Below are 25,839 nucleotides of genomic sequence, written 5' to 3' on the forward strand. Positions count from 1 at the left end.
CGCGTGCGTCCCGTCAGCGGATCTCGATGGTGATCGTCGACCCCTTGGGGGCCGTCTTGCCGCCCTTCACGGACTGCTTCTTGACGGTGTCGCCGAACAGCCCGAGCAGCCCGCGGTCCTCCTCGACCTCGAAGCCGGCCGCCTCCAGTTCCGCCCTGGCGTCGTCCACGTTGTCGCCGACCACGTCCGGGACCTCGATCATCTCGGGGCCCTTGGACAGCGTCAGCGTCACCGTGTCGCCCTCGGCGGCCTCGCTGCCGGGGTCCAGGGACTGGCGGGCGACCTGGCCCTTGTCGAACTCCGAGTTGACCTGCTCGGCGGCGACCCGCACCTTCAGGCCTGCCTCCTCCAGCTCCGCCCGCGCGTCCTCCAGGCTCGCGCCGGTGACGTCGGCCACCTCCACCGGGCTGCCCTTGCTGACGGTGAGCGCGATCGCGGAACCGGAGCGCCGGGTGGTGCCCGCAGCCGGGTCGATGCTGATCACGAAGCCCGCCTCGACGTCCTCGCTGAACTCCCGGGTGACCATGCCCGGCGCCAGCCCTTCCTGCTTCAGCACGGACCTGGCCCGGTCGAGCTGGTAGCCCTCCACATCGGGCACCTTCACCGTCTGCGGGCCGTCGGAGACGGTGAGCGTCACGGAGTCGTTCTGCCGTATCCGCTCGCCCACCTCCGGATCGCTGCTGATGACCGAGCCACGCTTCACGGTGTCGCTGTAGGCGCGCTTGACCTGGCCGGTCTCGAGCCCGGCCGCCTCCAGGCGGTCGCGGGCCTGTGCCTCTGTCTTCGTCACCAGCGGCGGGACCTTGGTGAACTGGCCGGAGTTGATGTACCAGACGCCCGCGCCGAGGCCGAAGACCAGCAGGACGGCCGCGATGATCGTGAACAGCCGGCCCCGGGGCGCCCGGGCGGAGCGCCGCGGCGGCAGGGGCGGCGGGCTCTCGAAGCGGCTCGTGCGGTGGACCTCGGGCTCGTCCTCGTTCACCGGCAGTGAGCGCAGCATGGTCAGCGCACGCGGGATCACGCTCGTACGGTCGTCGGCGCCCAGGTGTTCGGCCGTGAGCGCCTGCGGTGGCACCGCGTCCAGCTGGTCCGCGCCGAGCGCGCCGCGGACCTCCCGCGCGTGCGCGAGCAGCGCCACGGCGTCGTACGGCCGGAGGTCGGGCGTGCGGGCGGTGGCCGACGCCACCAGCTCGTCCAGCTCGTACGCCAGTCCGGGCACGGCGGCCGACGGGGGCGGCACGTCCTCGTGCAGGTGCTTGTAGAGCACTATGGCGGGGTTCTCGCCCTGGTGCGGGCGGTCGCCGGTGAGCATCTCGTAGAGCATCACGCCGCACGCGTACACGTCGACGCGGGGGTCGGTGGTGCCGTTCTCTATCTGCTCGGGGGCGAGATACGAGACCGTCCCGAGGACCGCCCCGGTGGTGTTGGTGACCGTGTCCACGGCCCGGACGAGCCCGAAGTCGGCGACCTTGACCCGGCCGTCGTCCCCTATCAGCACGTTCTCCGGCTTCATGTCCCGGTGCACGAACCCGGCACGGTGCGCGGCGCCGAGCGCGGCGAGCACGGGCTCCAGGATGTCGAACGCGGCGCGCGGCTGGAGCGCCCCGCGCTCGCGCAGGACGTCACGGAGCGTGCAGCCGGCGACGTACTCCATGGCCAGATAGACGTACGACCCGTCGGTCCCCTGGTCGAAGACCTGCACCACATTCGGGTGAGCCAGCCGCGCCACGGACTTCGCCTCGCGAATGAACCGATCCACGAAGGAGCCGTCGGCCGCGAGGGTGGGGTGCATCACCTTGAGTGCGAGAACGCGGTCGAGCCGGGTGTCCACGGCCCGGTAGACCGTGGCCATCCCGCCGACGGCGATCCGCGCGTCCACGCGATACCTGCCGTCGAGCACCTGCCCGACCAGTGGGTCATGAAGGGTCGTATCCACGCAGGTGAGTCTACGAGCCGTCGCTGACACAACAGCAGTTTCGGCCGGGATCGGGGCGGGACTGAAGCGTACCTGTGACGCACGCCTCACCGAATCAGAAGGCAGGCCGCTCCGGGTCCAGCCGTGCCAGGCCCTCCGCCGGTGACGACGCCTCCGCGAAGTGCCGCCGGGGAATCCGCCCCGCCAGCCGGGCCAGCCGGCCCGCCTCCACCGCATGCCGCATGGCCTCAGCCATCCGAGCCGGCTCCTGCGCGCGCGTCACCGCTGAGGCAAGCATCACACCCGCGCACCCCAGCTCCATCGCCAGCGCCGCATCCGACGCCGTACCCGCACCCGCGTCCAGGATCACCGGCACGCGTGCGTGCTCCACGATCAGCTGGAAGTTGTGTGGGTTGCGGATGCCGAGCCCGGAGCCGATGGGCGAGCCGAGCGGCATGATCGCCGCGCAGCCGACGTCCTCCAGTTTCCGTGCCAGGACCGGGTCGTCGTTCGTGTACGGCAGCACCGTGAACCCGTCGTCCACCAGCGTCTCCGCCGCCTCCAGCGTCTCGATCGGATCCGGCAGCAGCGTCCGCTCGTCGGCGATGACCTCCAGCTTGACCAGGTCGCTGCCGAGCGCCTCCCGGGCCAGCCGGGCGGTGAGGACGGCTTCCCCGGCGGTGAAGCAGCCCGCGGTGTTCGGCAGCACCCGGATGCCGAGCTTCTCCAGCACCGACAGCACCGAACCGTGCACATCGGGGTTCACCCGCCGCATCGCGACCGTCGTCAGCTCCGTGCCGGAGGCGACGAGCGCCCGCTCCAGCACCTCCAGGCTGGGCGCACCGCCCGTACCCATGATGAGCCGGGACGAGAAGGCCGTACCGCCGATGACAAAGGGGTCGTCAGCCATGGGTCAGCCTCCTTGGACGGCGGTGAGGACTTCGACGCGGTCTCCCTCGGAGAGGGACGTGGCGGGCCACTCCGCGCGCGGGACGACGGTTTCGTTCAGGGCGGCGGCCACTCCGGAGGGCGCCGCGGTGAGGGACTTCACGAGCGTGTCGAGGGCGGTGGCGTCGGAGATCTCCCGGCGCTCACCATTGATCCAGACGTTCATACGGGCAGCTCCGAGAGGGCGCCGAAGCGCTTCGGGGTGAAGGGGCGGGCCACGTCCGGGAGTTCACCGGTGGCCAGCGCGTGCGCCATGGCGTCGCCGGTGACCGGCGTGAGCAGCACGCCGTTGCGATAGTGGCCGGTGGCCAGCAGGAGTCCGGGGAGTTCCGTCGGGCCGAGCAGCGGCGCGTTGTCGGGGGAGCCGGGGCGCAGTCCGGCCCGGGTCTCCGTCAGCGGCAGCTCGGTGATGCCGGGGACCAGCTCGTGCGCGTCGCGCAGCAGTTCGTAGACGCCGCCCGCCGTCACCGTGGTGTCCCAGCCCAGCTCCTCGCTGGTCGCGCCGACGACCAGCTCGCCGTTCTCGCGCGGCACCAGGTAGACATGGCTGCCGCGGACCATGGCGCGTACGGTGCGGCTCAGGAACGGCGCGCACCGCTCGGGCACGGTCAGCCGCAGCACCTGCCCCTTCACGGGGCGTACGGGCGGGAGTACGTCGTCCGGGACGCCCGCGAGCTGCCCGCTCAGGCTGCCGCCGGCGAGGACCACCTGCCCCGCGCCCACGGTCCCGCCGTCGCGCGTGACGACTCCGGCCGCCCGCTCCCGTACGACCGACAGCCGCTCGGCCCACGTCCGGTGGAAGACCACCCCCGCCCGCTCGCACGCGGCGACCAGCGCACGGGTGAGGCGCCGCGGGTCGATCTGGTGGTCCCCGTCGACCCGCAGCCCGCCGCGCACACCCGGCGCGAGCATCGGCTCCAGACGCCGGCACTCCCGCCCCGAAAGCCATTCGGAGCCCAGCCCCGACTCCCGTTGCAGCGCGTGCAGTTCGCGCAGATGGGCGCGGTCGTCGGCGTCCAGCGCGACGGCGAGCGTGCCGCACTGGCGGTAACCGAGGTCGTGGCCCGTCAGCTCGGTGAGCTCGGCCGCGAAGTCCGGGTAGCGGCGGGCCGAGGCGAGGTTCAGGCCGAGCAGGGTCTGCTCGCCGTAGTGAAGTTCCGTGACGGCGGCCAGCATCCCGGCCGCCACCTGTGCGGCTCCGCCGCCCGGTTCGGGATCCACGACGGCAGTGGCGAACCCGCGCTGCGTGGCCCGCCAGGCCGTCACGAGTCCGATGACCCCGCCCCCGATGACCAGGACGTCTGCTGTGTCGGATGCTTTGTCGGACGTATGCGACATGGGCGTCCAGCCCCTCCCTTCGCCGGCATGACCCGGATCAGGTTCGTACGGTCGGAGGCCGCCAGCCTCCCTCTCAGCCCGGTGCGTCCGGGCTCCCGCGAGTGCTTGTACGTTGGCCAGCCTAGCCCGACCCTCCGCGCCTCTGTAAGGGAGCCTGTTGTCATGCCCCGCTCGCTCGACGGCCTCGTCCTTGCCCCGGTCGCCGACCAGGCTCCAGGTCAGGTGGGTACGCGTACCCGGTTCACGTACCACGAGGTGGACGGGACGATCTGGGCCGAGTACGCGGGCGGGGATGTCGTACGCGGGCATCTGGTGGGCACGCGTGACGGCGACCGGCTCGACTTCCGGTACGTACAGCTCAAGCAGGACGGGACGACGTCCTCCGGGCGCTGCGTGTCGACGGTCGTCGAGCTGCCGGACGGGCGGGTGCGGCTGGACGAGACCTGGGAGTGGGAGTCGCAGCCGGGCAGCGGAACGAGCGTGGTGGAGCAGGTCGACGAGGTTGTGGAACAGATCACTGAACCCGGCCCCTGACTGACAGAACGTCAGTTGTCTATGGTGATCAGGTGAGCGAGCAGACGCAGGAACGAGGCACGTCACAGCCGCGGCGCGTGGTCGTGGCCGGCGCGGGCATGGCCGGCGTACAGACCGCGGTCGCCCTGCGCGAACAGGGCTTCACCGGCAGCGTGACGCTGATCGGCGCCGAGCCCCACCAGCCGTACGACCGGCCGCCGCTGTCCAAGGCCGTGCTGCTCGGCAAGGCCGAGGGCTCCGCCTTCGACGTGGACTTCGAGGCGCTCGGCATCGACCTGGAGCTGGGGCGCGAGGTGCTGGGCGTGCGCCCCGGCGACCACGAGCTGGACACCGAGACCGGGCCCGTCCCGTACGACATCCTGGTCCTCGCCACCGGCGCGGAACCGATCCGGCTGCCGGGCGCGGAGGGCATCCCCGGCGTCCATCTGCTGCGCACCCTGGACGACGCCGAACGGCTGCGGCCGGTGCTCGCCCGGCAGCACGACATCGTGGTCGTCGGCGCGGGCTGGATCGGCGCGGAGTTCGCCACGGCGGCGCGCGAGGCGGGCTGCGCGGTGACGGTCGTGGAGGCCGCCGACCGGCCGCTCGCGGGCGCGCTGCCCGCCGAGGTGGCCGCGCCCATGGCCGCCTGGTACGCCGACAGCGGCGCGGTGCTGCGGACGCACGCGCGCGTGGAGCGCGTCGAGCCCGGCTCGGTCGTCCTCGACGACGGCTCACGGCTGCCCGCGGACGCCGTCGTGGTCGGCATCGGCGCCCGGCCCGCCACCGCCTGGCTCGCCGGTTCGGACATCACGCTGGGCAGGTACGGCGAGGTCGTGGCCGACGACCGGCTCCAGACCTCCGTGCCGGACGTCTACGCGGTCGGCGACTGTGCCTCCTTCCCCTCGGGAAGGTATGGCGAGCGCCTGCTGGTCCACCACTGGGACAACGCCCTCCAAGGCCCCCGCACGGTCGCGGCGAACGTCATCGGCGAGGCCCCGGCGGTGTACGACCCGGTCCCGTATTTCTGGTCGGAGCAGTTCGGCCGCTTCGTCCAGTACGTCGGCCACCACGCGTCGGCCGACACGACCCTGTGGCGCGGTGACCCTTCCGGCCCGTCCTGGACGGTGTGCTGGCTCCGTGAGAACCGGCTGGTCGCCCTGCTGGCGGTCGGCCGGCCCAGGGACCTGGCCCAGGGACGGCGGCTGATCGAGGCGGGCGCCGAGATGGATCCGGTGCTGATCCCGGACCCGGCGAGGCCGCTGAAGACGGCGACGGCGTAAGGCGTCCGTGAGCGGCGGCCGGCGACGGTGTGAGCCGATCGGGCGTGGCGGAAGCGGACACGGCGTAACGTGTTCGCGCAGGTCGGACGGGCCTGGCTTCCGACTGTCAGTCCGGGATGGCACGCTTGTCCCGTGACCGAGATTGACGCAAAGATCGATGCTCTCGTCCCCGCCTGGCTCACCCTGCCCGACATCGCAGAGATGCTCGATGTCGAGGTGACGCGCGTCCGGCAGCTGGTCAAGGAGGGCCAGCTCATCGCCGTACGCCGTGGTGAGAACCGCGCGCTGCACGTCCCCGCCGCCTTCATCGACGGGGACAAGGTCGTCAAGGGCCTGTCCGGGACCCTGACGCTCCTGCGGGACGACGGCTTCTCCGACGAAGAGATGCTCGAGTGGCTGTTCACCCCCGACGCGAGCCTGCCCGGCACCCCCGCGCAGGCCTTGAGCGAGAATCGCGGCACGGAGGTGAAGCGCCGCGCCCAGGCGCTCGCCGTCTGATCACCGCACGCTGACCTGAACACCGTCCGGCGTACGGGCCGCGGCCCACGGAGGCCGCGGCCGCGGTCCGGTGCGGCCCACAGCGGCCGACGGACACCGGCGACGGCACGCGCCGTGGCCCGTACGCCACAGACATCGCGGTGGCCCGCAGGCCACCGAACAACGGGGGAGACCCATGCCCGACACCGCCGCCACTTCGCGCGCCCGGCTCGCCGACGCGCGGGTCTACCTGTGCACGGGCGCCCGCAAGCGCCAGGGCGATCTGCCCGAGTTCCTCGACGCGGTCCTGGCGGGCGGTGTCGACATCGTGCAGCTGAGGGACAAGGGCATGGAGGCGGCGGAGGAGCTGGAGCACCTCAAGGTCTTCGCCGACGCCTGCGCCCGGCACGGCAAGCTCTTCTCGGTCAACGACCGGGCGGACGTCGCCCACGCCGCCGGCGCCGACGTACTCCATCTCGGCCAGGGCGACCTGCCCGTCCCAGCGGCCCGGGCGATCCTCGGCGACGACATCCTCATCGGCCGCTCGACACACGCCGAGTCCGAGGCCGCCGCGGCCGCCGTCCAGGACGGCGTGGACTACTTCTGCACCGGCCCCTGCTGGCCGACCCCCACCAAGCCCGGCCGCCACGCCCCCGGCCTCGACCTGGTCCGCCACACCGCCGCCCTCGGCACCGACCGCCCCTGGTTCGCCATCGGCGGCATCGACCTGTCCAACCTCGACGAGGTGCTGGATGCGGGCGCCCGCCGGGTCGTGGTCGTCCGGGCGATCACGGAGGCCGAGGATCCGGGGGCCGCGGCGGCGGAGTTCGCGAAGCGGCTGAGGGCGACCTGAGCGGCCCCCGGCGAAGTCGGCCGGGGTTCGGCAGCGCCCCAAAGGGGCGCGGGGAACTGCGCGACCAGCCACGACGGACCCGCGGCCGACAGACGACCCCATCGCGGCACTACCCGCGGAGCGTTCCGCCAACTTGTCCGATGGGTGGACAGTAAGACGACAAACCGGGCAAATTCCCGGAGTCCGGTTGGGGGACCGCCGGGCCGCCACTAACCTGCCGGTATGGCCCTCGGAACCGCATCCACCAGGACTGACCGCGCACGCACCGTGCGTGACATGCTCGCCAGCGGCAAGAAGACGTACTCGTTCGAGTTCTCCGCACCGAAGACCGCCAAGGGCGAGAAGAACCTGTGGAACGCGCTGCGCAGGGTCGAGGCGGTCGCTCCCGACTTCGTCTCCGTGACCTACGGCGCCGGCGGCTCCACCCGCGCCGGCACGGTCAAGGAGACCCAGCAGATCGTCGCGGACACCACGCTCACGCCGGTCGCCCACCTCACCGCGATCGACCACTCCATCGCCGAACTGCGCAACATCATCGGTCAGTTCGCCGGCGTCGGCATCCGCAACATGCTCGCGCTGCGCGGCGACCCGCCCGGCGACCCCATGGCCGACTGGGTACAGCACCCGAAGGGCCTCACCTACGCCGCCGAACTCGTGCGGCTCATCAAGGAGTCGGGCGACTTCTGCGTCGGCGTCGCCGCCTTCCCGGAGATGCACCCGCGCTCCGCCGACTGGGACACGGACGTAGCGCACTTCGTCGACAAGTGCCGGGCCGGCGCGGACTACGCGATCACGCAGATGTTCTTCCAGCCGGAGTCCTATCTGCGCCTGCGTGACCGCGTCGAGGCCGCCGCCTGCGACACCCCGGTGATTCCCGAAGTGATGCCTGTCACCAGCGTCCGGATGCTGGAGCGGTTGCCGCAGCTCAGCAATGCCGCCATCCCGGCCGGTCTGAAAGACAGAATCCTCACAGCAAAAGACGATCCGGCCGCTGTACGCTCCATTGGGATCGAGTTCGCCACGGAGTTCTGCGCGCGACTGCTGGCCGAGGGAGTCCCCGGACTGCACTTCATCACGCTCAACAACTCCACGGCGGCGCTGGAAATCTACGAAAACCTGGGCCTGCACCACCCACCGCAGGCCTAGACCGGCCGCACGGGTATACGACACACTGCGTAACGGCCACTGGGAGAGGGGCGTACATGGGCTGGACGGTCCTCTACATCGCGTTCGGCATCGTCGCGCTATGGCTGCTCGGTGAGGTGCTGCTTCAGTACAAGGCGCGGCTGCGCTGGCGGCTGCTTGCCTTTGTCGGCTTCCTCGGCGTTGTACTCGGGGTGCTGATCCCTTCTGTCATCGTCATCGGCCTGGGCGCGGCTGCCTTCGCGGTCGGCCAGACCTACGTCACGCTGTCCTTCCGCCGCGGCTTCGCGGCCGGCTGGGCGGTCACCGGCCGCCCGTCCTTCGGCGGCAGCAAGCGCCGCCGCGGCGAACCGGACCGCCAGGACCCGACCCTGGAGGTCACCGACCTCCAGGCGTCCGACGGCGGCTACGGCCCCGACGACATCAAGTACGGCCGGCCCAACGCCGGTTACGGCCAGGACGACGAGTACGACCGCGACGACGTCTTCACGCCCCAGCGAGCCGCCAATCCCACGGCCGCCGAGACGACCGCGGTCTACGAACCCCAGCCCCTGCCGGACGACACCGGTTCCTACGGCATATACAGCGACGCCGCATACCAGGCCGGCGCCGACCCGTCGTACGCGGCCGCCGGCCAGCCCCAGGACCAGTACGCGGCGGCTGCCCAGACCCAGGACCAGTACGCGGCTGCCGCCCAGGGCACCGACCAGACCTACGCGTACGACTACTCGGGCTACGACCAGCAGCAGTACGGCTACGACGCCAACGGCCAGCAGCAGTACGCCGCGTACTCCGACCCGTACATCGGCACGCAGACCTACGACGGCTCCGGGTACGACCCCACCTACGGCGCCCAGCAGCAGTACGGCCAGCAGGGCTACGGCCAGGACCAGTACGCCACCGGCACCTACGGCACCGAGACCCCGTCCGGCGGTGTGTGGGTCCCGCAGCAGCGCACCGACGAGACCTACGGCGGCGAACTGCCGCCGGAACAGCCCTATCCGTACCAGGGCAATGGGCAGCCGCAGGGGAACGGGTACGACGAGCAGCAGTACCGGTTCTGAACCGCCCTCAGCCAGTCACGCATCGGCTCACTGAGAGCCGCGGAACTCCGGCCCCTCCACGATCAGTCCGGCGACGAGCGCGCCCGACATGCCTGCGTGGGGAAGACCCCCGCCGGGGTGCGACCAGCCACCGACGCTGAACAGGCCCGGTATCGCCGTGCTGTTGGCCGGGTGCAGCAAGGTCCCCTCCGCCGCGGCCAGCGAGGGTGCGGGGACGCCACCGCCCTCGGCGCCGGTCTCCTGCCGTGTGTGCTCCGGTGTACGGACCTCGCGCCACAGCGTCCGCTCGCGCAGCCCGGGTATCGCGCGCTCGGCCTCGGTGACCATCCGGTCCGCGAAGGCGTCGGCGGCGCCGGGCGCGGTCCAGTCGTGCTGGGTCTGTGACGGCACCGTCGCCGTGAGCACCACCGACTCGTGCGCGTCGTCGGGACGCAGGGCCGGGTCGTCCGGCCGGTCGATCCGGACCGTCGGCCGCGCGGGCGGCTCACCGAGCCCGAAGAGGTCCAACTCGCCCTCCCGGTCCGGGGTGTGCACCACCGTGCGGTGCGCGGTCCCCGCCTCCTGCGCTCCGCGCAGCGCCAGGCAGACCACGACCCGGCCGGGGGACATGCCCTCCGGGCTGGGCTCGACCGCCTCGGGCGGGTACAGCTCGCGGCCGCGCGGCAGACCGCCCAGACGCCACGGTCCGTTGCCGACCACCGTGTCCGCTTCCGCCACGCTCCCGTCGGCCAGCTCCACGCCCGCCGCCCGGCCGTCCTTCTCCACGACCCCGGTGACCTCGGCACCGAAGTGGAACTCGACCCTGCGGGCCAGACACCGCTCGTACACCGCGCGCGCCAACTCCCGCATACCGCCGCGGACATACCAGGTGCCGAAGGCGTGCTCCATGTACGGCAGCACGGCCGCGCCGGCCGGGGCGACTCGCGGATCCAGGCCGTACGCGAGCGCGTGGCTCTCCAGCAGGGAGGTGAGCCGGGGGTCGCGCAGCTCCCAGGCGCCGACCTCGGCGAGCGTGCCGGCCCGGCGGGTGCGCAGCAGGCGTTTGTGCGGGACCGCCGGGTAGGGCTCGCGCTCGGCCAGCACCGACCAGTCGGGCCACAGGGGCTCCTCCAGGAGCGGCCGGCGTGTGCGGTCCCAGGCCTCGCGGGCCCGGACCAGGAAGTCGCCCCAGCGGCCGCCGGCGCCGACGCCCAGCGCCTCGTCCAACGCCGCGACGACGCCCGCGCGCGAGGCGTTCGGCAAGCACACCTCGGTTCCGTCCGCGAAGACGTGCCGCGCCGACGGGTCGACCTGGGCCAGCTCGACGCACGCCTCCAGAGGCTCCTTGCCGGTCTTGAGGAACAGGTCGCGGTAGACCGCGGGCAGCGGCAGCAGTCCGGGGCCGGTGTCGAAGGCGAACCCGTCGCGCTCGAGTCGGCGCACCGCACCGCCGTACGTCTCCGTACGCTCGTACACCGCCACCCGGTGGCCCGCGACGGCCAGCCGGGCGGCAGCCGCCAGCGCGCCCATCCCGGCGCCGATCACCGCAATTCGTGCCATGCGTGGGACTTTATCGGCCGCCACTGACAACGCCGTCGCGGGAGGTCAGTCGGGGGATTTTTCCACCTGCGCGGCGATCCGTTTCTCCTCCCGGCGTTGGGCCCTGCGCCGCAGAAACCGCCGGATCCGGGAGACCAGGAAGAACAGCGTGCCCAGCCCGGCCACCAGCAGCACGCCCGCGATGATCGCCGCCGCCTCGGGGTTGAACATCGCGAACGTGACGATCCCGCCGACCCCGAGATCCTCGGCCAGACTCACGATCACGTTGCTGAACGGCTCCGGCGAGGTGTTGACCGCCATCCGCGTCCCGGCCTTGACCGTATGGCTGGCCAGTGCCGTCGAGCCGCCGATCAGCCCCGCCGCCACGTCGGAGAGCGAACCGCTCTGCCCCGCGAGCAGCGCCCCCACCCAGGCACCGGCGGCCGGCCGCACCAGCGTGTGCACCGAGTCCCACGCCGAGTCGACGTACGGGATCTTGTCCGCCACCGCCTCGCACAGGAACAGCACGCCCGCTGTGACGAGGACCTCAGGGCGCTGCAACGTCTCGGGGACGTCCTCGCTCACGCCCGTCGCACCGAACACGCCGAGCAGCAGCACCACGGCGTAGGCGTTGACACCGCTGGCCCAGCCGCTGGTGAAGACAAGAGGGAGTACGGACACGGACGCGATCGTAGCCAGTAGGCGGCACGGTGGTGTGGGCCCGCGTGCGCAGGACTGAGTACCCGTACCTAGTACGTGAGATGAGTACGCGCGCGGATGGGGCCCGACCTGCGTGAACGAGAGAGTGGAGGCACGGAGAGGGGCACGGCTTCGGCACCGGCGACACGGGGCGCCGGAACGGAGTCGGCCCACGATCCGCTCCTTCCGCCGGCGGATGCCGGCGGGAGCGAGACGGGGGACCCGGGGGAATGACCGAAACGGGGTCCAACGGGGGACACGGGGGACTACGGGGGAGCACGAGGAAGCGCCGGTTCGATGATGGCCCGCGGGGGACGCGGCCACATCGGACCGGCGCTTTCCTCTGCGCTCTCTTCCCTGCCGCTATCTCCTGCCGCTCACGCGTCCCTGGAGCAGCCGCGAGAGCGCCGCGTGCACATCGTCCAGCGACCGTTCCGGCTGGAAGGCCTGCCAGTCGAGGGCGGCCACCAGCACCATGCCGACGAGCGCGGACGCGGTCAGCGGGATGTCGATCTCGTCGCTGAACTCGCCGCCCTCGATGCCCTCGCGCAACACGTCCTCGACGACCGCCACGGCCTGCTGCCGCACCACCATCAGGGTGGACTGCCAGGACCGGTTGGTGCGCCACAGCTCGGCCACGTACAGCTGTGTGAACGCCGGATAGCGGTCGATGAAGACGAGCCCGGCCCGGATCATCGCGTCCAGGGCGTCGACCCTGCTGCCGCCCTCCCGGGCGGTGCGGTCGGCCGCCTCCCGAAGGGAGGCGGTGAGGAGCCCCACGCCGTGTCGCAGCAGCTCCTCGAAGAGGACGGACTTGCTGGCGAAGTTGTAGTAGACCGTGCCCTTCGCGACCCCGGCGCGCTCGGCGATCTCGTCCACGGTGGTGGCGGAGAAGCCTTGCTCGGCGATGAGCGTGACGGCTGCCTCGTAGAGCTTCTGCCGGGTGGCCTCGCGGCGTGCACTGCCGCCCGACGTGGCGCTGCTGCTTTCCATGGTCCCGATTCTCACAGGAGCCGTCTCAGGAGGAGTCACCGCAGGGCTCACAGGGTCAGTTCCGGGTGCAGCCGGTCCAGCGTCCACACCTGGCGACGGCGGGCCGACAGGGCGGTCAGTGCGAGGGCGCCCGCGGTGAAGGCGGTGAGCACCACGCACGCGTGCCACACCGGTTCCAGGCCGCCGCCCGTGATGAGCCTCCTCAGGGCCTCGACGACGTAACTCATCGGCAGGAAGGGGTGGATCGCGTTGAAGAAGCCCGGACTGGTCTGCACGGGGTATGTGCCGCCCGCGGACGTCAGTTGGAGCATCAGGAACGCGAGGACGAGGATCCGGCCCGCCGCTCCGAAGCGAGCGTTCAGCCACTGCACGATCGCCGCGAAGCACGCCGTCACCAGGAACAGGAAGCCCACCGTTCCGGCCGCCCGCGCCATCTCCAGGCCGATCGCCCAGTGCAGCACGGACATGAGGGCCACGGTCTGGAGCACACCGATCGCCACCACCGGCAGCCAGCCGGCCAGCGCGATCCGCCAGGCCGAGGCACCGGCGGCGAGTGCGCGCCGGTTCATCGGCGTGATCAGCATGTAGGCCACCATCGCGCCCACCCACAGGGACAGCGGGATGAAGTACGGGGCGAAACCGGTGCCGTAGTTGGGCGCCTTGTGCAGGTCCTGGGAGACGAGCCGGACCGGATCCGCCATCACCCGGGTGCGCTCGTCCCGGTCCTGCGTGTCGTAGTCGGGGATCTGGTCCGCGCCGTCGTGCAGTCCGCCGGCGAGCTGCACCGAGCCGTCGACGAGCTTGTACATACCGCCGCTGAGATCGTCCGCGCCGGTCTTGAGCTCCCCGACGCCCTCGTCCAGATCAGTCGCGCCGGTCTTGGCGGTGCCGAGCCCCGAGTACAGCTTCTTGGCGCCCGCGGCGACCTCCGTGGCCCCCTTGTTGAGGTCGTTGATCCTGGCGACGGCGGCGTCCAGGTCCTCGGAGAGGTGCGGCGCTCGGTCGGCGAGCGCCTGGGCCTGCTGCTGGAGCGTGCCGAGGTTGTTGTCGAGCTTCTTGAGGTCGCCGTTCTGGTCGGCGATCAGCGTGTTGAGGTCGTCGGCGATCTTCGCTACGTCGCTCGCGGCCTGCCGGGCCTTCTTCAGGTCGGCACAGGCGGTGTCGGGCAGTACGGCGTCCTCGCAGCGCCTTCTGTAGACGTCGTCCAGCGTCTCGGAGGCCGAGTGGGCGCCCTTCGAGGCGACCGGCGCGGCCTCCACGAGGGCGTCGAGGTGGTTGCGGATCGCGCCGGACGAGTCGGCGACCAGCTGGGCGGTGTCACCGATCGTCTTCTCGTTGCCCTTCAGGAACGGCCCGATCTTCTCGTCGACCCCGTTGACCTTGTCCGCGAGCGTCCGCGTGCCCTCCGCCACCCGCCGCGAGCCGTCCTCCAGATCCCCCGCACCCTGGTTGAGCTTCGCAAGGCCCCTGGACAGCTCGCCGCTGCCGTCCTTGGCGTCCTTCAGACCCTCCGCGAGATCCTGGGAACCCCTCTCCGCCTTGCCGATACCGCCCTTGAGCCTGTCGGCCCCGTTCGCGGCCTTGACCGTCTGCCCGTGGATGTCGGAGAACGAGATGAAGATCTTGTCGAGGAAGGACCGCGAAGCCTTCGTGGACGCGGCCTGGCGCACCTCGCCGAACACCGTCCGCGAGATCTGCCCGACGATGTAGTTGTTCGCGTCGTTCGTCCGCACCTGGAGCGCGCCCGTCTCGGGCGAGTCGCCCGCACTGGAGGCGACCCGGGCACTGAAGTCGGCCGGCATGGTCAGCGACAGGTAGTACGTGCCGTCCTCGACCCCCGCGCGGGCCTCGGCGGCGCTCACCTCGCGCCAGTCGAAGACCTCGCTGTCGCGCAGCCCCTCCGTGATGTCGTCGCCGGCCGTGAGCTTCCTGCCCTCGGCCGTCGCCCCCTTGTCGTCGTTCACCAGGGCCACGGGGATCTTGTCCAGACGGCCGTACGGATCCCAGAACGACCACAGGTACAGCGCGCCGTACAGCAGCGGCAGCAGCAGGAGTGCGACGAGCGCGGCGCGCGGCAACTTCCCCCGGCCGAAGCGCCTCAGTTCAAGCGCGGCCAGTCGCGGCGAGCGCATCGGCTTTCTCCTTCTCGTGGGTGGTCACAGTGAACGTGTCGTCCGGGGCCTGGCTGCACACCGCCACCACCGTCGTCCCGGACTCGGCGAGGGACCTCAGCAGCGCCCAGACCTCATCCCGCTCGGCGTTCGACAGCGTGAGGTCGGTGTCGTCGACGCCGAGCAGCCGCGGGCGCCCGATGAGAGCGAGGGCCAGCGACAGCCGCAGCGCCTCCAGCCGCTCCAGATCACGTACGGCCGTCCGGGACCCCTTGGGCAGGGCCTCCCGGTCGAGGCCTACGGCGGTCAGTGCGGCCTCGACCCGCAGCCCGTCCTCGGTCGCGCGCTCCCTGCGGGGCCGCACCAGAGCGCGCAGGGAGCCGCCGAACCGGCGCTGAAGCAGCGCCCGTTCGTGCAGGTGCTCCCCGACGGTCAGGGCCGGGTCGAGGTCGGTGACACCGGCGACGTGCGCGAGCGCGCTGACCCGGCGTACCGCCGCCATCCGCTTCGGCAGCCCGAACTCGCCGACGGTGGCCATCCCCTCCGTGGCCTTCATCCGCCCCGTGAGTGCGAGCAGCAGGCAGGTGCGCCCGGACCCGGACGGCCCCTCGACCGCGACGAGCGAGCCGGGCCCGGCCTCGAAGGAGACCCCGCGGAAAGCCCATCCGCGGGGTCCCTCGAGCCCGAAGTCCCGGGCCGTGACAGCGAGTCCGTTCACGGCTCCCCCTTCTCCGGAATTTGAACTGACTGGTCAGTGTAAAAGCTAACCCGAACTGTCGATCGAAGCAAAACACCAGGTCAGAACGGATTGTCAGTGGCATACCTCACGATGGGCACATACGGCACCTCGTAGCAGGGCGTGCCGTCCACAGACGACAGGAGGTTCGTCATGGCCAGCTATCACGCAGCAGCCGCCCGCCGGCGCCGTGCCACCGGCCCTGCCCCCTCACTGACCGGCCCGGCGAGCGACGTGCACCCCGTACTGCGCCGGGCCACGGCCCCGCCCGCCGCCCTCGACATGCTCGCCCAGGCCCGTGCCGGACTGGACGAGGCCGCCGTTCTGGAAACGCCGAACGAGCGCTATGCCACGGCTCACCTCGCGGCCCTGCGCACCGCTGCCGCCGTGCTCGCCGCCAGGGGGCGCCCGGAGCCCGCGCCGCGACGTCGGGCCCGTATCAGGAGCGCCTGGGAAGCGCTCCCCGAAATCGCGCCCGAGCTCACCGAGTGGAGCGCCTTGTTCGCTTCAGGGGCCCGGCGCCGGGCTCGGGCCGAGGCGGGCATCCAGGGTGCGGCCAGCCGCCGGGACGCCGACGACCTGATACGCGACGTGGCGATGTTCCTGCGCCTCGTCGAGCGGATGCTGGTCCTCCAGCCGGTCCTCCCCCAGCCACGCCAGGACGGGGATCATCCGGAGGAGGGCCGGGACGCCCCACGGGACATGCCGGACGCGGGCTGACCGGGGGCTCCTGTCCGGGGCGCGGAGCATCGCGGTGCCCGGCACCGCAGGAACCGGCTGCGGTGCCGGAGGCAATAGGGTGGAGAGCGCCTGACGCCTTTCCTGGTCCCGCTGCCGGGGCCGGGGAGGCAGCCCGTTCGCTCCGCCGTGTGAGGCGGTGCCGCGCCGAGGAGTCAACTGCCGTGTCGGACCCGATGCGCCCGCCCGTCTCCCACCCCCGCCCTCACTCGACATCGCTGAGCTCCGACCCCTCCCGGCCCCGCGCCTCTCTCCGTACCGCCGTGGTCTGGGACGTCCTCCAGGACGCCCTCGACCGCCGGGTCAAGGCCACGGGCCGGGAGTCGCTGGACGTTCTCGACACCGGAGGCGGCAGCGGCAACTTCGCGGTGCCCGTGGCCCGCCTCGGCCACCGCGTCACCGTCGTCGACCCCAGCCCGAACGCGCTGTTCGCCCTGGAGCGCCGGGCCGCCGAGGCCGGCGTCGCCGACCGTGTGCAGGGCGTGCAGGGCGACGCCCACGGCCTCTTCGACGTGGTCGAGCGGGGCGGCTACGACATCGTGCTGTGCCACGGCGTCCTGGAGTACGTGGACGACCCTGCCGAGGGCGTCCGCAACGCCGTGGCCGCCCTGCGCAGCGAGGGCATCCTCAGCCTGCTCGCCGCCGGTCTTGGCGGCGCCGTCCTGGCGCGTGCCCTCGCCGGTCACTTCAAGGAGGCCAAGCAGGCGCTCGAGGACCCGAACGGCCGCTGGGGCGCCGGGGACCCCACGCCGCGCCGCTTCACCGCCGACCAGCTCACCGGACTGGTCGAGGCCGCGGGGCTCGGCGTCGGCGCCGTGCACGGCGTACGCGTGTTCGCCGACCTCGTCCCCGGCGTGCTGGTGGACACCGAACCCGGAGCCCTGGACGCGCTGCTGAAGCTGGAGGCCGCGGCCGCCGAGCTCGCGGCGTTCCACTCGGTGGCCACGCAGCTTCATGTGCTCGGCGAGACTCGGGGTGCGCTCGAGGCCTGAGCCATCTCCCGTGGTGAGGCGCTGATCAGGTACTTGGCTGCACATGGAGTACGCCACAGGCCCCCCGATCGGGCGCTCTGCGCCGTATGATCGAGGGAGACCGCTCGGCATGACGGGTCGGCTGCTGGGGAATGGAAGCTTCAGCGGGCCGGGACGTCCATGGCGGATTCCGGTTGGCCAATTGGCGTAGAGGGGCGGGTTTCACGGGGGCGATTCCCTGCCTATCCTGAAGGGACCCCCCGGGTCGCCCCGGCGACTGCACGATGAGGAGGACTCCGTGCCGCTCTCGGAGCACGAGCAGCGAATGCTCGAGCAGATGGAGCGAGCGCTGTACGCCGAAGATCCCAAGTTCGCGACAGCGCTTGAGGGAAGCGGGCTGCGCACGTACACCCGGCGACGGGTCTACCAGGCGGTCGCGGGCTTCCTCGTAGGTATCGCGCTCCTCATGGCGGGAATGGTCGCCAAGCAGGTCTGGCTCAGTGTGGTGGGCTTCCTCGTCATGCTGGGCTGTGCGGTGCTCGCCGTGACCGGCTGGCGCAAGGCTCCCAAGCCGGGCGAACAGCCCGCCGCCACCGGCGCCGCCCCGCAAGCGGGCCGTCAGGGACGGCAGCGGCGTTCCCTGATGGACCGTATCGAACAGCGCTGGCAGCGCCGCCGCGATGAACAGGGCGGCAGCCAATAGCTCCACGTCCACGACTCGCTTGAGTATGGCGTGAGGGGGTGACCACCGGATGGTGGTCACCCCCTCACGTATGCCCTCCGACAGCTGTCCCGCAAGCGGCGGGCCCCTCCTTCCGAAGCGCTGAGGCTTCGGAAGGAGGGGCCCGACCGAGCGGATTCAGCCAGGTTCCGCGACCTGGTGCGGCTCGGCTCTCAGCTCTGCTGCCCCGACGGCTTGCGCAGGGTCGGTCGTGCGGCCGCCGCGCGTGCCTTGAACCCGGTCCACCAGGCCGACGTCGCCCAGACCACCCGTACGGCTGACCGCGGAGCGAAGAGTGCACGCAGCTTGGTGCCGCGGTCGGCCGTGCTCCGCAGGGCACCGATCACTTGGCGGACGTCCTCCGCGAGGCCCGCCGTCGGGCTCGGCTGCGGGGCGTAGAGGACCTGCTCCACCGCGTCCGCCACCCGGTGCACCGAGGCTGCGGCCACCGGATCGAGATGGCCGAGCCGGACGATGCGGGCGGCTGCCTTGCGCGGTGTCTGCGACTCCTCCGGCATGATGCCGAAGTCCCAGGCCGTGTCCGTCAGTTCCTGCCAGACCGACAGAGTGTGCAGCGCCGTGCCGGCCTCGCTGCGGCCGTGCGCCCCCAGCCGTGCGGCCCGGATGCGCAGCCGCCACAGCATCGGGGCCAGCGGGATCGCCACGGCCGCGAGCCCGCCGAGGATCCAGGCGAGGAAGACGTACCACTTCGGACCGTCGTCGCCTCCGCTGAGTGCGGCCGCCTGGGACTCGCTCGGGCACGCCTGAAGCTTCTTCTGCTCCGGCGTGCAGGTCTCGCTCGCCGAGGCGGACGCGGACGGCGCCGTGCTCGCCGACTCGGTCGGCTGCGTCACCTCCGGAAGCGTGCTGCCGGGGTTGTCCGGCTGGGTGTACTCCGGCGTCGTACCGCGCGTCGGGGTCGGCTCGAAGCGGGTCCAGCCCACGCCCTCGAAGTACAGCTCGGGCCAGGCGTGCGCGTCCCTCAGCGACACCGACACCGAACCGTCCGCCTGCGGCGAACCAGGGGCGAAGCCCACCGCCACCCGGGCGGGTATGCCCAGGCTGCGGGCCATCGCCGCCATCGCGAACGAGAAGTGGACGCAGAAGCCCTGCTTGTCCTTCAGGAAGCGGGCGATCGCCGCGGAGCCGCTGCCCACCTGGACCTGGGTGTCGTACTGGAAGCCGCCGGTCAGCGAGAAGTACTCCTGGAGCTTGACCGCCTGCTGGTAGTGGTTCGTCGAGCCCTCGGTCACATCGCGCGCCGTCTCGGACACCACCGACGGCAGCGAGTCCGGCAGCCGGGTGTACTCGCGCTTCAGGGCCGGGTCGGGCTCCGGCGCCGAAGACAGCTGTTCCGCCGTCGGCTGGACGGCGAGGCTCGTCACCTCGTACGTCTGACCGCGCGTGTTCTGGCCGTGGTCGCCGACCAGGGTCATGCCCACGGGTTCGTACCGCCAGCTGCCCTCGATGTCGACGCCGCTCGGCGGATACGGCATCGGCAGCCAGTTCTGGGCGTACCAGTCGGCCGCCGTGATGCGGGTCTGGACCACGGAGCGTCGGACGTCGGCCCCGAGGCCGGTCGGCGGCGGGAGCGAGTCCGGTACGGCGATGATGTCGCGGCGGGACGGCTTCCAGGTGGTGCCGTCGAAGTCGTCCAGGGACACGATCCGCAAGTACAGGTCCGAGGCGTCTTCCGGGTTGGTGCGCAGGGACATGACCTGGCGGTCCTCGTCCACGTTCAGATTGTCGCGCAGGGAGACCAGCGGGTTCACCGCGGAGATCGTGCCGCCGCCTCCGTTGCCGGAGCCGACGCCCGCCCCGGCGCCGTCCAGCAGACCGCCGTTCATCGACGGCAGGGCGAGTGGCACCACCAGGGCGAGGCCCAGCGCGACCACTCCGATGCGCCTGCCGGTGCGGATCGGCGCCACCGCGCCGCCGGTCTCCGTGCTCGGGCCACGTTGAGCGCCGCCGAAGACCCGGCCCCACTGGGAGAGCCGGTCGCGCCCCTCGGCGAGGAGCAGCATCAGGTAACCCGCGGCGGCGACCACGAACCACAGCCAGTCGGCGCCGCCGTCGGACAGCCCCGCCGCGACCGAGTACAGCGCGAGCAGCGGCAGTCCGGCCGGGGCCGCGCTGCGGAACGTCACCGCGAGGATGTCCACCGCCAGCCCGATGATCAGGACACCGCCGACCAGCATCAGCCGGATGCCGGGATTCAGCGGTGCCGGGATCGAGTAGCGGTTGATGTCGTCCGAGCCCTGCTGGAGCAGCACGCCGAACTGCTGGAAGGCCTCCGGTCCGGGGATCAGGCCGACGAGGGCCTGCTCACGGACGAAGGCGAGGGTCAGCAGCATCAGCGTGACCAGCGCCTGCACGACCACGGTCAGCGGCCGGGCCAGCGGCACCCGCCGGGTCGCCGCGCCCACGCCCATCTGGATCGCCAGCAGGAAGGCCGCCTGGAGCAGCCAGGTCGCCGGGTCGACCAGCGGCAACAGGGCCATGGCCGACATCAGCGTGGCCGCCCAGGCGCACAGCGCCAGTCGTGCCCGCCCGCTCATGACCGCCCCTCCCCGCTCGCCGCGGCCATACTCGTGCGCTCGCGGTCCGCCTGACGCCACAGGTCGTTCAGCGAAGAGCCCCGCGGCACGCTCACGGCAGTCCAGCCCGCCTCGCGCAGCATCCGCAGTCGCTCCTCGCTCCTCTCCAACGGCCCGGACACATCGGTCGGTTCCCGCACCCACGTGTCACTGTCCAGCAGGAAGGCGACCGCACCTCCACTGCGCTGCCGCATCTTCGCGGCCACCGTGGCCTGCTCCTCGTCGAGGTCACCGAGGAAGGCCACCAGCAGCCCTTCGTTGCCGCCGCGCAGCACGTCGTACGCGCGCGACAGACCCGCGCCGTCCGAGTGGTCGACCACCGCGAGGGTGTCCATCATCAGCCCGGCCGCGTCCGCCGACTCCTGGCTCGCGCCCGCGAACCCTTCGGCGCCCTCGCCCGGCACCGAGGTGCCGGTATCCGTCAACAGCCGTACCGAAAAGCCCCGTTCGAGCATGTGCACCAGCACCGAGGCGGCACCGGACACCGCCCACTCGAAGGCCGAGTCGGGGCCCGCGCCCTCGTAGGCGAGACCCCGGGTGTCGAGCAGCACCGTGCAACGAGAGCGCTGCGGCTGCTCCTCGCGGCGCACCATCAGCTCGCCGTAGCGCGCGGTCAGGCGCCAGTGCACCCGGCGCAGATCGTCGCCGTAGCGGTACCCGCGCGGGATCACGTCGTCCTCGCCGGCCAGGGCCAGCGAGCGCTGCCGCCCGTCGCCGTACCCCTTCGCCTCGCCGCTGAGCCGCACCGGCGGCAGCGGTTCCACGCGCGGGATGACGGTCAGGGTGTCGTACGTCGAGAAGGACCGGGTCAGTTCGCACATGCCGAACGGGTCGGTCAGACGCAGCTGGAGGGGCCCGAGCGGGTAGCGGCCGCGCAGGTCGGAGCGGACGCGGTAGGACACCTCGCGCCGGCCGCCGGCCTCGACCCGGTCCAGGACGAAGCGGGGGCGCGGGCCGAGGACGTACGGCACCCGGTCCTGGAGCATCAGCAGGCCGGTGGGCAGCCGCGAGACGTTGTCCATCCGGAGGTGGACCCGGGCCTCGCTGCCGGCGGGCACGCGCGCGGGGGAGAGCCGGCGACTGCCGGCGACCCGGTAGCGGGTGCGGTAGAGCACCGTCGCGCACACCAGGGGCAGGGCGGCCAGCAGCAGGCCGACCCGCAGCAGGTCGCTCTGCCCGAGGACGTACGCACAGATCGCCGCCGCCACTCCGGCGGCCAGGAACGAGCGTCCCCGCGTGGTCAGCCCCGCCAGCGCCGTGCGCACACCGCCCTTCTCGCCCCGGTCGTCCTCCGCCGCGTGCGGAGTGCCACCGGTGGTCATCACAGCCTCCGCGGCGGCTGTTGGCCGTACGCCGTGGCGCCGTGGGCCAGGCCGATGCCGGACTGCTGCTGGGGCGCCGCGGGAACCGGGGTGCGCTGGAGGATCTCCTGCACCACTTGCTCCGCCGTACGACGGTTCAGCTGGGCCTGGGCGGTGGGGAGCAGCCGGTGGGCCAGGACGGCCACGGCGAGGGCCTGCACGTCGTCCGGCAGTGCGTACTCCCGGCCGCTGAGGGCGGCGGACGCCTTTGCCGCGCGCAGCAGGTGCAGCGTCGCGCGCGGGGAGGCGCCGAGTCTGAGGTCGGGGTGGCTGCGCGTGGCGGCGACCAGGTCGACGGCGTACCGCCGGACCGCTTCGGCGACGTGCACCTCGCGCACGGCCTCGACCAGCTTCACGATCTCGTGCGCATGGGCCACCGGCTGGAGATCGTCCAGGGGGTTCACCCCGCCGTGGATGTCGAGCATCTGAAGCTCGGCCTCCGCGCTCGGGTAGCCGATGGAGACTCGGGCCATGAAACGGTCGCGCTGGGCCTCCGGCAGCGGGTAGGTGCCCTCCATCTCGACCGGGTTCTGCGTGGCCACCACCATGAAGGGGCTCGGCAGCTCGTACGTCGTCCCGTCGATGGTGACCTGGCGCTCCTCCATGGACTCCAGCAGCGCGGACTGGGTCTTCGGCGAGGCGCGGTTGATCTCGTCGCCGATCACGATCTGGGCGAAGATCGCGCCGGGCTTGAACTCGAAGTCACGGCGCTGCTGGTCCCAGATGGACACACCTGTGATGTCCGAGGGCAGCAGGTCAGGCGTGAACTGAATGCGTCGTACCGAGCAGTCGATGGACCGCGCCAGTGCCTTTGCCAGCATCGTCTTGCCCACACCGGGAACGTCTTCGATCAGAAGATGCCCCTCGGCGAGCAGTACGGTCAGCGAAAGCCGTACGACCTCGGGCTTGCCCTCGATCACTCCTTCCACCGAACTGCGGACACGCTCCACAGTGGCGGTCAGATCAGTAAGGCTCGCTCGATCGTCATAGGTCGTCACCCGGCCCTCCTCGGCCCGTTCTGTCCGGGCCGTCGCTCTGCGATGCGGACCGGCCCACCCCTGGAACACGGACACCACGCGTGAATGGTTCCGCGTGACGCCACACCCGCATTCTTGCTGCCGTTACCGATTCGTGTCACTCGCCTGTGGACAACTGGCCGCGATTTGCCGGTCTTATGGCCTTTTGGGGGCCACGGGACCGGAAATCAACAGCGAAACGACAGCTTTGGCGGGTGGTTACACGGGTCGATACGGACGGTTACGCGGGATCGATCTCCCGCAGCAGACCGGTCTTCACGTCAAATACGAAGCCCCGCACGTTGTCGCTGTGCAAGAGGAACGGCGAGGTGCGCACCCGCTGCATCGACTGCCGTACGTCCTGGTCGACGTCCCGGAAGGCCTCCACCGCCCAGGCGGGGCGCTGGCCGACCTCCATCTCCAGGTCGTGCCGGAAATCCTCGGTGAGGCTCTCCAGGCCGCAGCCGGTGTGGTGGATGAGTACGACGCTGCGCGTGCCGAGTGCACGCTGGCTGATGGTCAGGGAGCGGATCACGTCGTCGGTGACCACTCCGCCGGCGTTGCGGATGGTGTGACAGTCGCCCAGCTCCAGGCCGAGCGCGTCGTGCAGGTCGAGTCGGGCGTCCATACAGGCCACGACAGCGACCTGGAGAACGGGCCGGGCGTCCATCCCCGGATCGGTGAAGGCGGCGGCATACCGCTCGTTGGCCTCGACGAGGCGGTCGGTAACGGTCTCGCCGGCCGATATGGCGCCCTCGGGACCAGCGGGTACCGATGCAGAAGTCGTCATACCCATGACGGTACTGGTCACGTGCGATCGCGGCCCGCTGCGGGAGGGGACAAAGAACGTCATTGAGTCTTGTTGTGAGGTAACCCACAAGATGGACCGGAGAGCGTCCGGACGAGTGGTTTTCCGCGCCGGACCGCTTCGTGTGTGCCCCGAGCCGCGACGCGCAGGCCGGTTGATTGACCGCGAGACAGCGTGGACTAAAGTGACGCGAAGCGGGAGGCGAGACTCTCCCTGCTGGACTGAATTCCCCGGAGACCCCGGTGATTTTCCGGAGATCTCCTCGCGTGCGCGGCGCGTACGTACGGCTCGGCCTCCTCCCGCTCCCGGTCGGCTGACGCTTCCGGCGCCGGCCGGCCTCCCCTTCTCTGGGGGTCCCCCCGGATTGTCGGGGGAGGGCGGGGACCCGGCGGTGCGTGCGGGCCCGCCGGAACTGAGAGGGCCCCTTGAGCCAGAGTCGACACGTCCCGGTGATGCTCCAGCGGTGCCTGGACCTGTTGGCCCCCGCTCTCCAGACCCCGGGATCAGTGGTCGTCGACTGCACGCTCGGCCTCGGCGGCCACAGTGAAGCCCTGCTCACCCGGTTTCCCGAGGCCCGGCTGGTCGCCCTCGACCGGGACAAGGAGGCCCTGCGCCTGTCCGGCGAGCGGCTCGCGCCCTTCGGTGATCGGGCCACCCTGGTGCACGCCGTGTACGACGAGCTGCCCGACGTCCTGGAACGGCTCGGCATCGCGCGCGTGCAGGGCGTCCTGTTCGACCTCGGCGTCTCCTCCATGCAGCTCGACGAGGCCGACCGCGGCTTCGCCTACGCCCAGGACGCGCCCCTGGACATGCGCATGGACCAGACGACCGGCGTCAGCGCCGCCGAGGTCCTCAACACCTACCCGCCGGGTGAACTCGTCCGGATCCTGCGCGCGTACGGCGAGGAGAAGCAGGCCAAGCGGATCGTGGGCGCGGTCGTGCGCGAGCGCGAGAAGGAGCCGTTCAGCAACAGCGCCCGGCTCGTGGAGCTGATCCGGGACGCGCTGCCGCAGGCCGCCAAGCGCACCGGCGGCAATCCGGCCAAGCGCACCTTCCAGGCCCTGCGTATCGAGGTCAACGGGGAACTCTCGGTCCTGGAGCGGGCGATCCCGGCCGCCGTGAAGACGCTCGACGTGGGCGGACGCATCGCCGTCCTGTCGTACCACTCGCTGGAGGACCGGCTGGTCAAGCAGGTGTTCGCGGCCGGCGCCGCCACCACCGCGCCCCCCGGGCTGCCGGTCGTCCCCGAGCAGTACCAGCCCCGGCTCAAGCTGCTCACCCGCGGTGCCGAACTTCCCACGGAGGAAGAGGTCGCCGAGAACCGGAGAGCGGCACCGGCGCGACTGCGCGGAGCTCAGCGCGTCAGGGAGGACGTGGAGTGAGGGGTGTGAGGGGTTTGAGTGAGTTGGGAAACCGGACTCGGTACGGTCTGAGTGAGTTGGGGAACCGGACTCGGGGGAGGGCGAGTGAGTAGGAAACCCCAACTGAGGGGTCGGGCGGCCCGTCTTGCCCGGCTCTTCCCGGGAGCGACCGGCCGCAGCCAGGCCGCCCGTACCCCCTTCGTCCTCCTGGTCGTCCTCCTGCTCGGCGGCGGCCTCATCGGGCTCCTGGTGCTGAACTCGGCGCTCAGCGAAGGGGCGTTCCAGCTCGACGACCTCCAGAAGGAGACCAAGAGCCTCACCGACGAGGAACAGGCTCTCCAGCGGGACGTGGACACCTACTCGGCCCCCGACGCCCTCCAGCGCCGCGCCCGCGAACTCGGCATGGTCCCCGGCGGCGACCCCGCCTTCCTCGACCCCGACGGCACCGTGAAGGGCGTCCCCTCACCCGCCGACGCCGTCCAGTCCGACGCGTACGCCCCGCTCGTCCTCGCCCCCGAGGCGCTGCCGGCCGGCCCGGCGGCAGACACGGCGGCAGACCCGACGGCGCCCCCGACGCCCGCTGCACCGGCCGCCGCCGTACCGCAGACGCCCGCTGCGCCCGCACCACAGGCCCCCCTCGCCACCCCCACCCCGACCACGACCCCCGGCAGGTGA

General features: G+C 71.7%; 24 protein-coding genes and 1 riboswitch. Of the genes, 11 read left to right on the top strand and 13 right to left on the bottom strand.

What is annotated here, in order from left to right; all coding sequences use genetic code 11:
* Positions 1-13 precede the first annotated feature (13 nt).
* The 4 genes from pknB to thiO form a co-directional block, all read right to left on the bottom strand.
* A complete protein-coding gene (gene pknB / locus KCH87_RS19095; protein ID WP_210587356.1) occupies positions 14-1,936 on the bottom strand; it encodes a Stk1 family PASTA domain-containing Ser/Thr kinase in 1,923 nt (640 codons plus the stop codon).
* A gap of 94 nt (positions 1,937-2,030) precedes the next feature.
* Positions 2,031-2,825, bottom strand: coding sequence for a thiazole synthase (locus tag KCH87_RS19100; RefSeq protein ID WP_210587357.1), 795 nt, complete (start codon positions 2,823-2,825; stop codon positions 2,031-2,033).
* 3 nt (positions 2,826-2,828) lie between these two features.
* Positions 2,829-3,029: a sulfur carrier protein ThiS gene (gene thiS, locus KCH87_RS19105; RefSeq protein ID WP_210587358.1), complete on the bottom strand. Its 201-nt coding sequence runs from the start codon at positions 3,027-3,029 to the stop codon at positions 2,829-2,831.
* Positions 3,026-4,201, bottom strand: a complete 1,176-nt coding sequence (thiO, locus tag KCH87_RS19110; RefSeq protein ID WP_210587359.1) for a glycine oxidase ThiO — start codon at positions 4,199-4,201, stop codon at positions 3,026-3,028. The genes thiS and thiO overlap by 4 nt, the downstream gene beginning before the upstream one ends.
* Positions 4,199-4,310, bottom strand: a riboswitch (TPP riboswitch). Its footprint overlaps the gene before it by 3 nt.
* 53 nt (positions 4,311-4,363) lie before the next feature.
* Between thiO and KCH87_RS19115 the strand changes: the two genes are divergently transcribed.
* The 6 genes from KCH87_RS19115 (at position 4,364) to KCH87_RS19140 (ending at position 9,534) form a co-directional block, all read left to right on the top strand.
* Positions 4,364-4,735, top strand: a complete 372-nt coding sequence (locus tag KCH87_RS19115; protein ID WP_210587360.1) for a hypothetical protein — start codon at positions 4,364-4,366, stop codon at positions 4,733-4,735.
* Between the two features lie 32 nt (positions 4,736-4,767).
* Positions 4,768-5,997 carry an NAD(P)/FAD-dependent oxidoreductase gene (locus KCH87_RS19120; protein ID WP_210587361.1) on the top strand — a complete coding sequence of 410 codons (1,230 nt, stop codon included), beginning with the start codon at positions 4,768-4,770 and terminating at the stop codon, positions 5,995-5,997.
* Positions 5,998-6,129: 132 nt separating this feature from the next.
* Positions 6,130-6,495 (top strand): Rv2175c family DNA-binding protein, encoded by a 366-nt coding sequence (locus KCH87_RS19125; RefSeq protein WP_210587362.1) that lies wholly within the window; start codon positions 6,130-6,132, stop codon positions 6,493-6,495.
* 175 nt (positions 6,496-6,670) lie between these two features.
* A complete protein-coding gene (gene thiE / locus KCH87_RS19130; RefSeq protein WP_210587363.1) occupies positions 6,671-7,327 on the top strand; it encodes a thiamine phosphate synthase in 657 nt (218 codons plus the stop codon).
* A 222-nt stretch (positions 7,328-7,549) separates the two neighbouring features.
* On the top strand, positions 7,550-8,473 hold the full coding sequence (gene metF / locus KCH87_RS19135; RefSeq protein WP_210587364.1) for a methylenetetrahydrofolate reductase [NAD(P)H]: 924 nt from the start codon (positions 7,550-7,552) through the stop codon (positions 8,471-8,473).
* Between the two features lie 56 nt (positions 8,474-8,529).
* Entirely contained in the window at positions 8,530-9,534 is a 1,005-nt protein-coding gene (locus KCH87_RS19140; protein WP_210587365.1) for a hypothetical protein, read from the top strand.
* 27 nt (positions 9,535-9,561) lie between these two features.
* On the opposite strand, the gene KCH87_RS19145 is transcribed toward KCH87_RS19140, so the two are convergent.
* From KCH87_RS19145 to KCH87_RS19165, 5 genes are all read right to left on the bottom strand, one after another.
* Positions 9,562-11,073 (bottom strand): NAD(P)/FAD-dependent oxidoreductase, encoded by a 1,512-nt coding sequence (locus KCH87_RS19145; protein ID WP_210587366.1) that lies wholly within the window; start codon positions 11,071-11,073, stop codon positions 9,562-9,564.
* A 45-nt stretch (positions 11,074-11,118) separates the two neighbouring features.
* Entirely contained in the window at positions 11,119-11,733 is a 615-nt protein-coding gene (locus KCH87_RS19150; protein ID WP_210587367.1) for a DUF4126 domain-containing protein, read from the bottom strand.
* Positions 11,734-12,114: 381 nt separating this feature from the next.
* Complete coding sequence (locus tag KCH87_RS19155; RefSeq protein WP_210587368.1) at positions 12,115-12,744, bottom strand: TetR/AcrR family transcriptional regulator; 630 nt, start codon at positions 12,742-12,744, stop codon at positions 12,115-12,117.
* 47 nt (positions 12,745-12,791) lie between these two features.
* Positions 12,792-14,876 carry a YhgE/Pip domain-containing protein gene (locus KCH87_RS19160; RefSeq protein WP_210587369.1) on the bottom strand — a complete coding sequence of 695 codons (2,085 nt, stop codon included), beginning with the start codon at positions 14,874-14,876 and terminating at the stop codon, positions 12,792-12,794.
* Complete coding sequence (locus tag KCH87_RS19165; RefSeq protein ID WP_210587370.1) at positions 14,848-15,573, bottom strand: ATP-binding cassette domain-containing protein; 726 nt, start codon at positions 15,571-15,573, stop codon at positions 14,848-14,850. Before KCH87_RS19165 ends, KCH87_RS19160 begins: the two co-directional genes overlap by 29 nt.
* Positions 15,574-15,744: 171 nt before the next feature.
* Between KCH87_RS19165 and KCH87_RS19170 the strand changes: the two genes are divergently transcribed.
* The 3 genes from KCH87_RS19170 to KCH87_RS19180 all read left to right on the top strand — a co-directional run bounded on the left by KCH87_RS19170 (position 15,745) and on the right by KCH87_RS19180 (position 18,003).
* Positions 15,745-16,311 (top strand): SAV_6107 family HEPN domain-containing protein, encoded by a 567-nt coding sequence (locus KCH87_RS19170; RefSeq protein ID WP_210587371.1) that lies wholly within the window; start codon positions 15,745-15,747, stop codon positions 16,309-16,311.
* 182 nt (positions 16,312-16,493) lie between these two features.
* Complete coding sequence (locus tag KCH87_RS19175) at positions 16,494-17,321, top strand: methyltransferase (protein ID WP_210587372.1); 828 nt, start codon at positions 16,494-16,496, stop codon at positions 17,319-17,321.
* A gap of 277 nt (positions 17,322-17,598) precedes the next feature.
* Entirely contained in the window at positions 17,599-18,003 is a 405-nt protein-coding gene (locus KCH87_RS19180) for a DUF3040 domain-containing protein (RefSeq protein WP_210587373.1), read from the top strand.
* 191 nt (positions 18,004-18,194) lie between these two features.
* Here the strand turns inward: KCH87_RS19180 and KCH87_RS19185 are convergent, their stop codons facing one another.
* From KCH87_RS19185 to KCH87_RS19200, 4 genes are all read right to left on the bottom strand, one after another.
* Positions 18,195-20,579 carry a DUF3488 and transglutaminase-like domain-containing protein gene (locus KCH87_RS19185; protein WP_210587374.1) on the bottom strand — a complete coding sequence of 795 codons (2,385 nt, stop codon included), beginning with the start codon at positions 20,577-20,579 and terminating at the stop codon, positions 18,195-18,197.
* The gene (locus tag KCH87_RS19190; protein WP_210587375.1) at positions 20,576-21,940 is read right to left on the bottom strand and encodes a DUF58 domain-containing protein; all 1,365 of its coding nucleotides are present in this window, start codon (positions 21,938-21,940) and stop codon (positions 20,576-20,578) included. Before KCH87_RS19190 ends, KCH87_RS19185 begins: the two co-directional genes overlap by 4 nt.
* Positions 21,940-22,977 carry a MoxR family ATPase gene (locus KCH87_RS19195; RefSeq protein ID WP_210587376.1) on the bottom strand — a complete coding sequence of 346 codons (1,038 nt, stop codon included), beginning with the start codon at positions 22,975-22,977 and terminating at the stop codon, positions 21,940-21,942. Before KCH87_RS19195 ends, KCH87_RS19190 begins: the two co-directional genes overlap by 1 nt.
* 259 nt (positions 22,978-23,236) lie before the next feature.
* Positions 23,237-23,785 carry a carbonic anhydrase gene (locus KCH87_RS19200; RefSeq protein ID WP_210587377.1) on the bottom strand — a complete coding sequence of 183 codons (549 nt, stop codon included), beginning with the start codon at positions 23,783-23,785 and terminating at the stop codon, positions 23,237-23,239.
* Between the two features lie 443 nt (positions 23,786-24,228).
* Between KCH87_RS19200 and rsmH the strand changes: the two genes are divergently transcribed.
* Positions 24,229-25,185 carry a 16S rRNA (cytosine(1402)-N(4))-methyltransferase RsmH gene (gene rsmH / locus KCH87_RS19205; protein WP_210587378.1) on the top strand — a complete coding sequence of 319 codons (957 nt, stop codon included), beginning with the start codon at positions 24,229-24,231 and terminating at the stop codon, positions 25,183-25,185.
* 84 nt (positions 25,186-25,269) lie between these two features.
* Positions 25,270-25,839, top strand: a complete 570-nt coding sequence (locus KCH87_RS19210; protein ID WP_210587379.1) for a septum formation initiator family protein — start codon at positions 25,270-25,272, stop codon at positions 25,837-25,839.

The sequence above is a fragment of the Streptomyces sp. GESEQ-35 genome (genome assembly GCF_017948485.1).
Classification (GTDB): Bacteria; Actinomycetota; Actinomycetes; order Streptomycetales; family Streptomycetaceae; genus Streptomyces.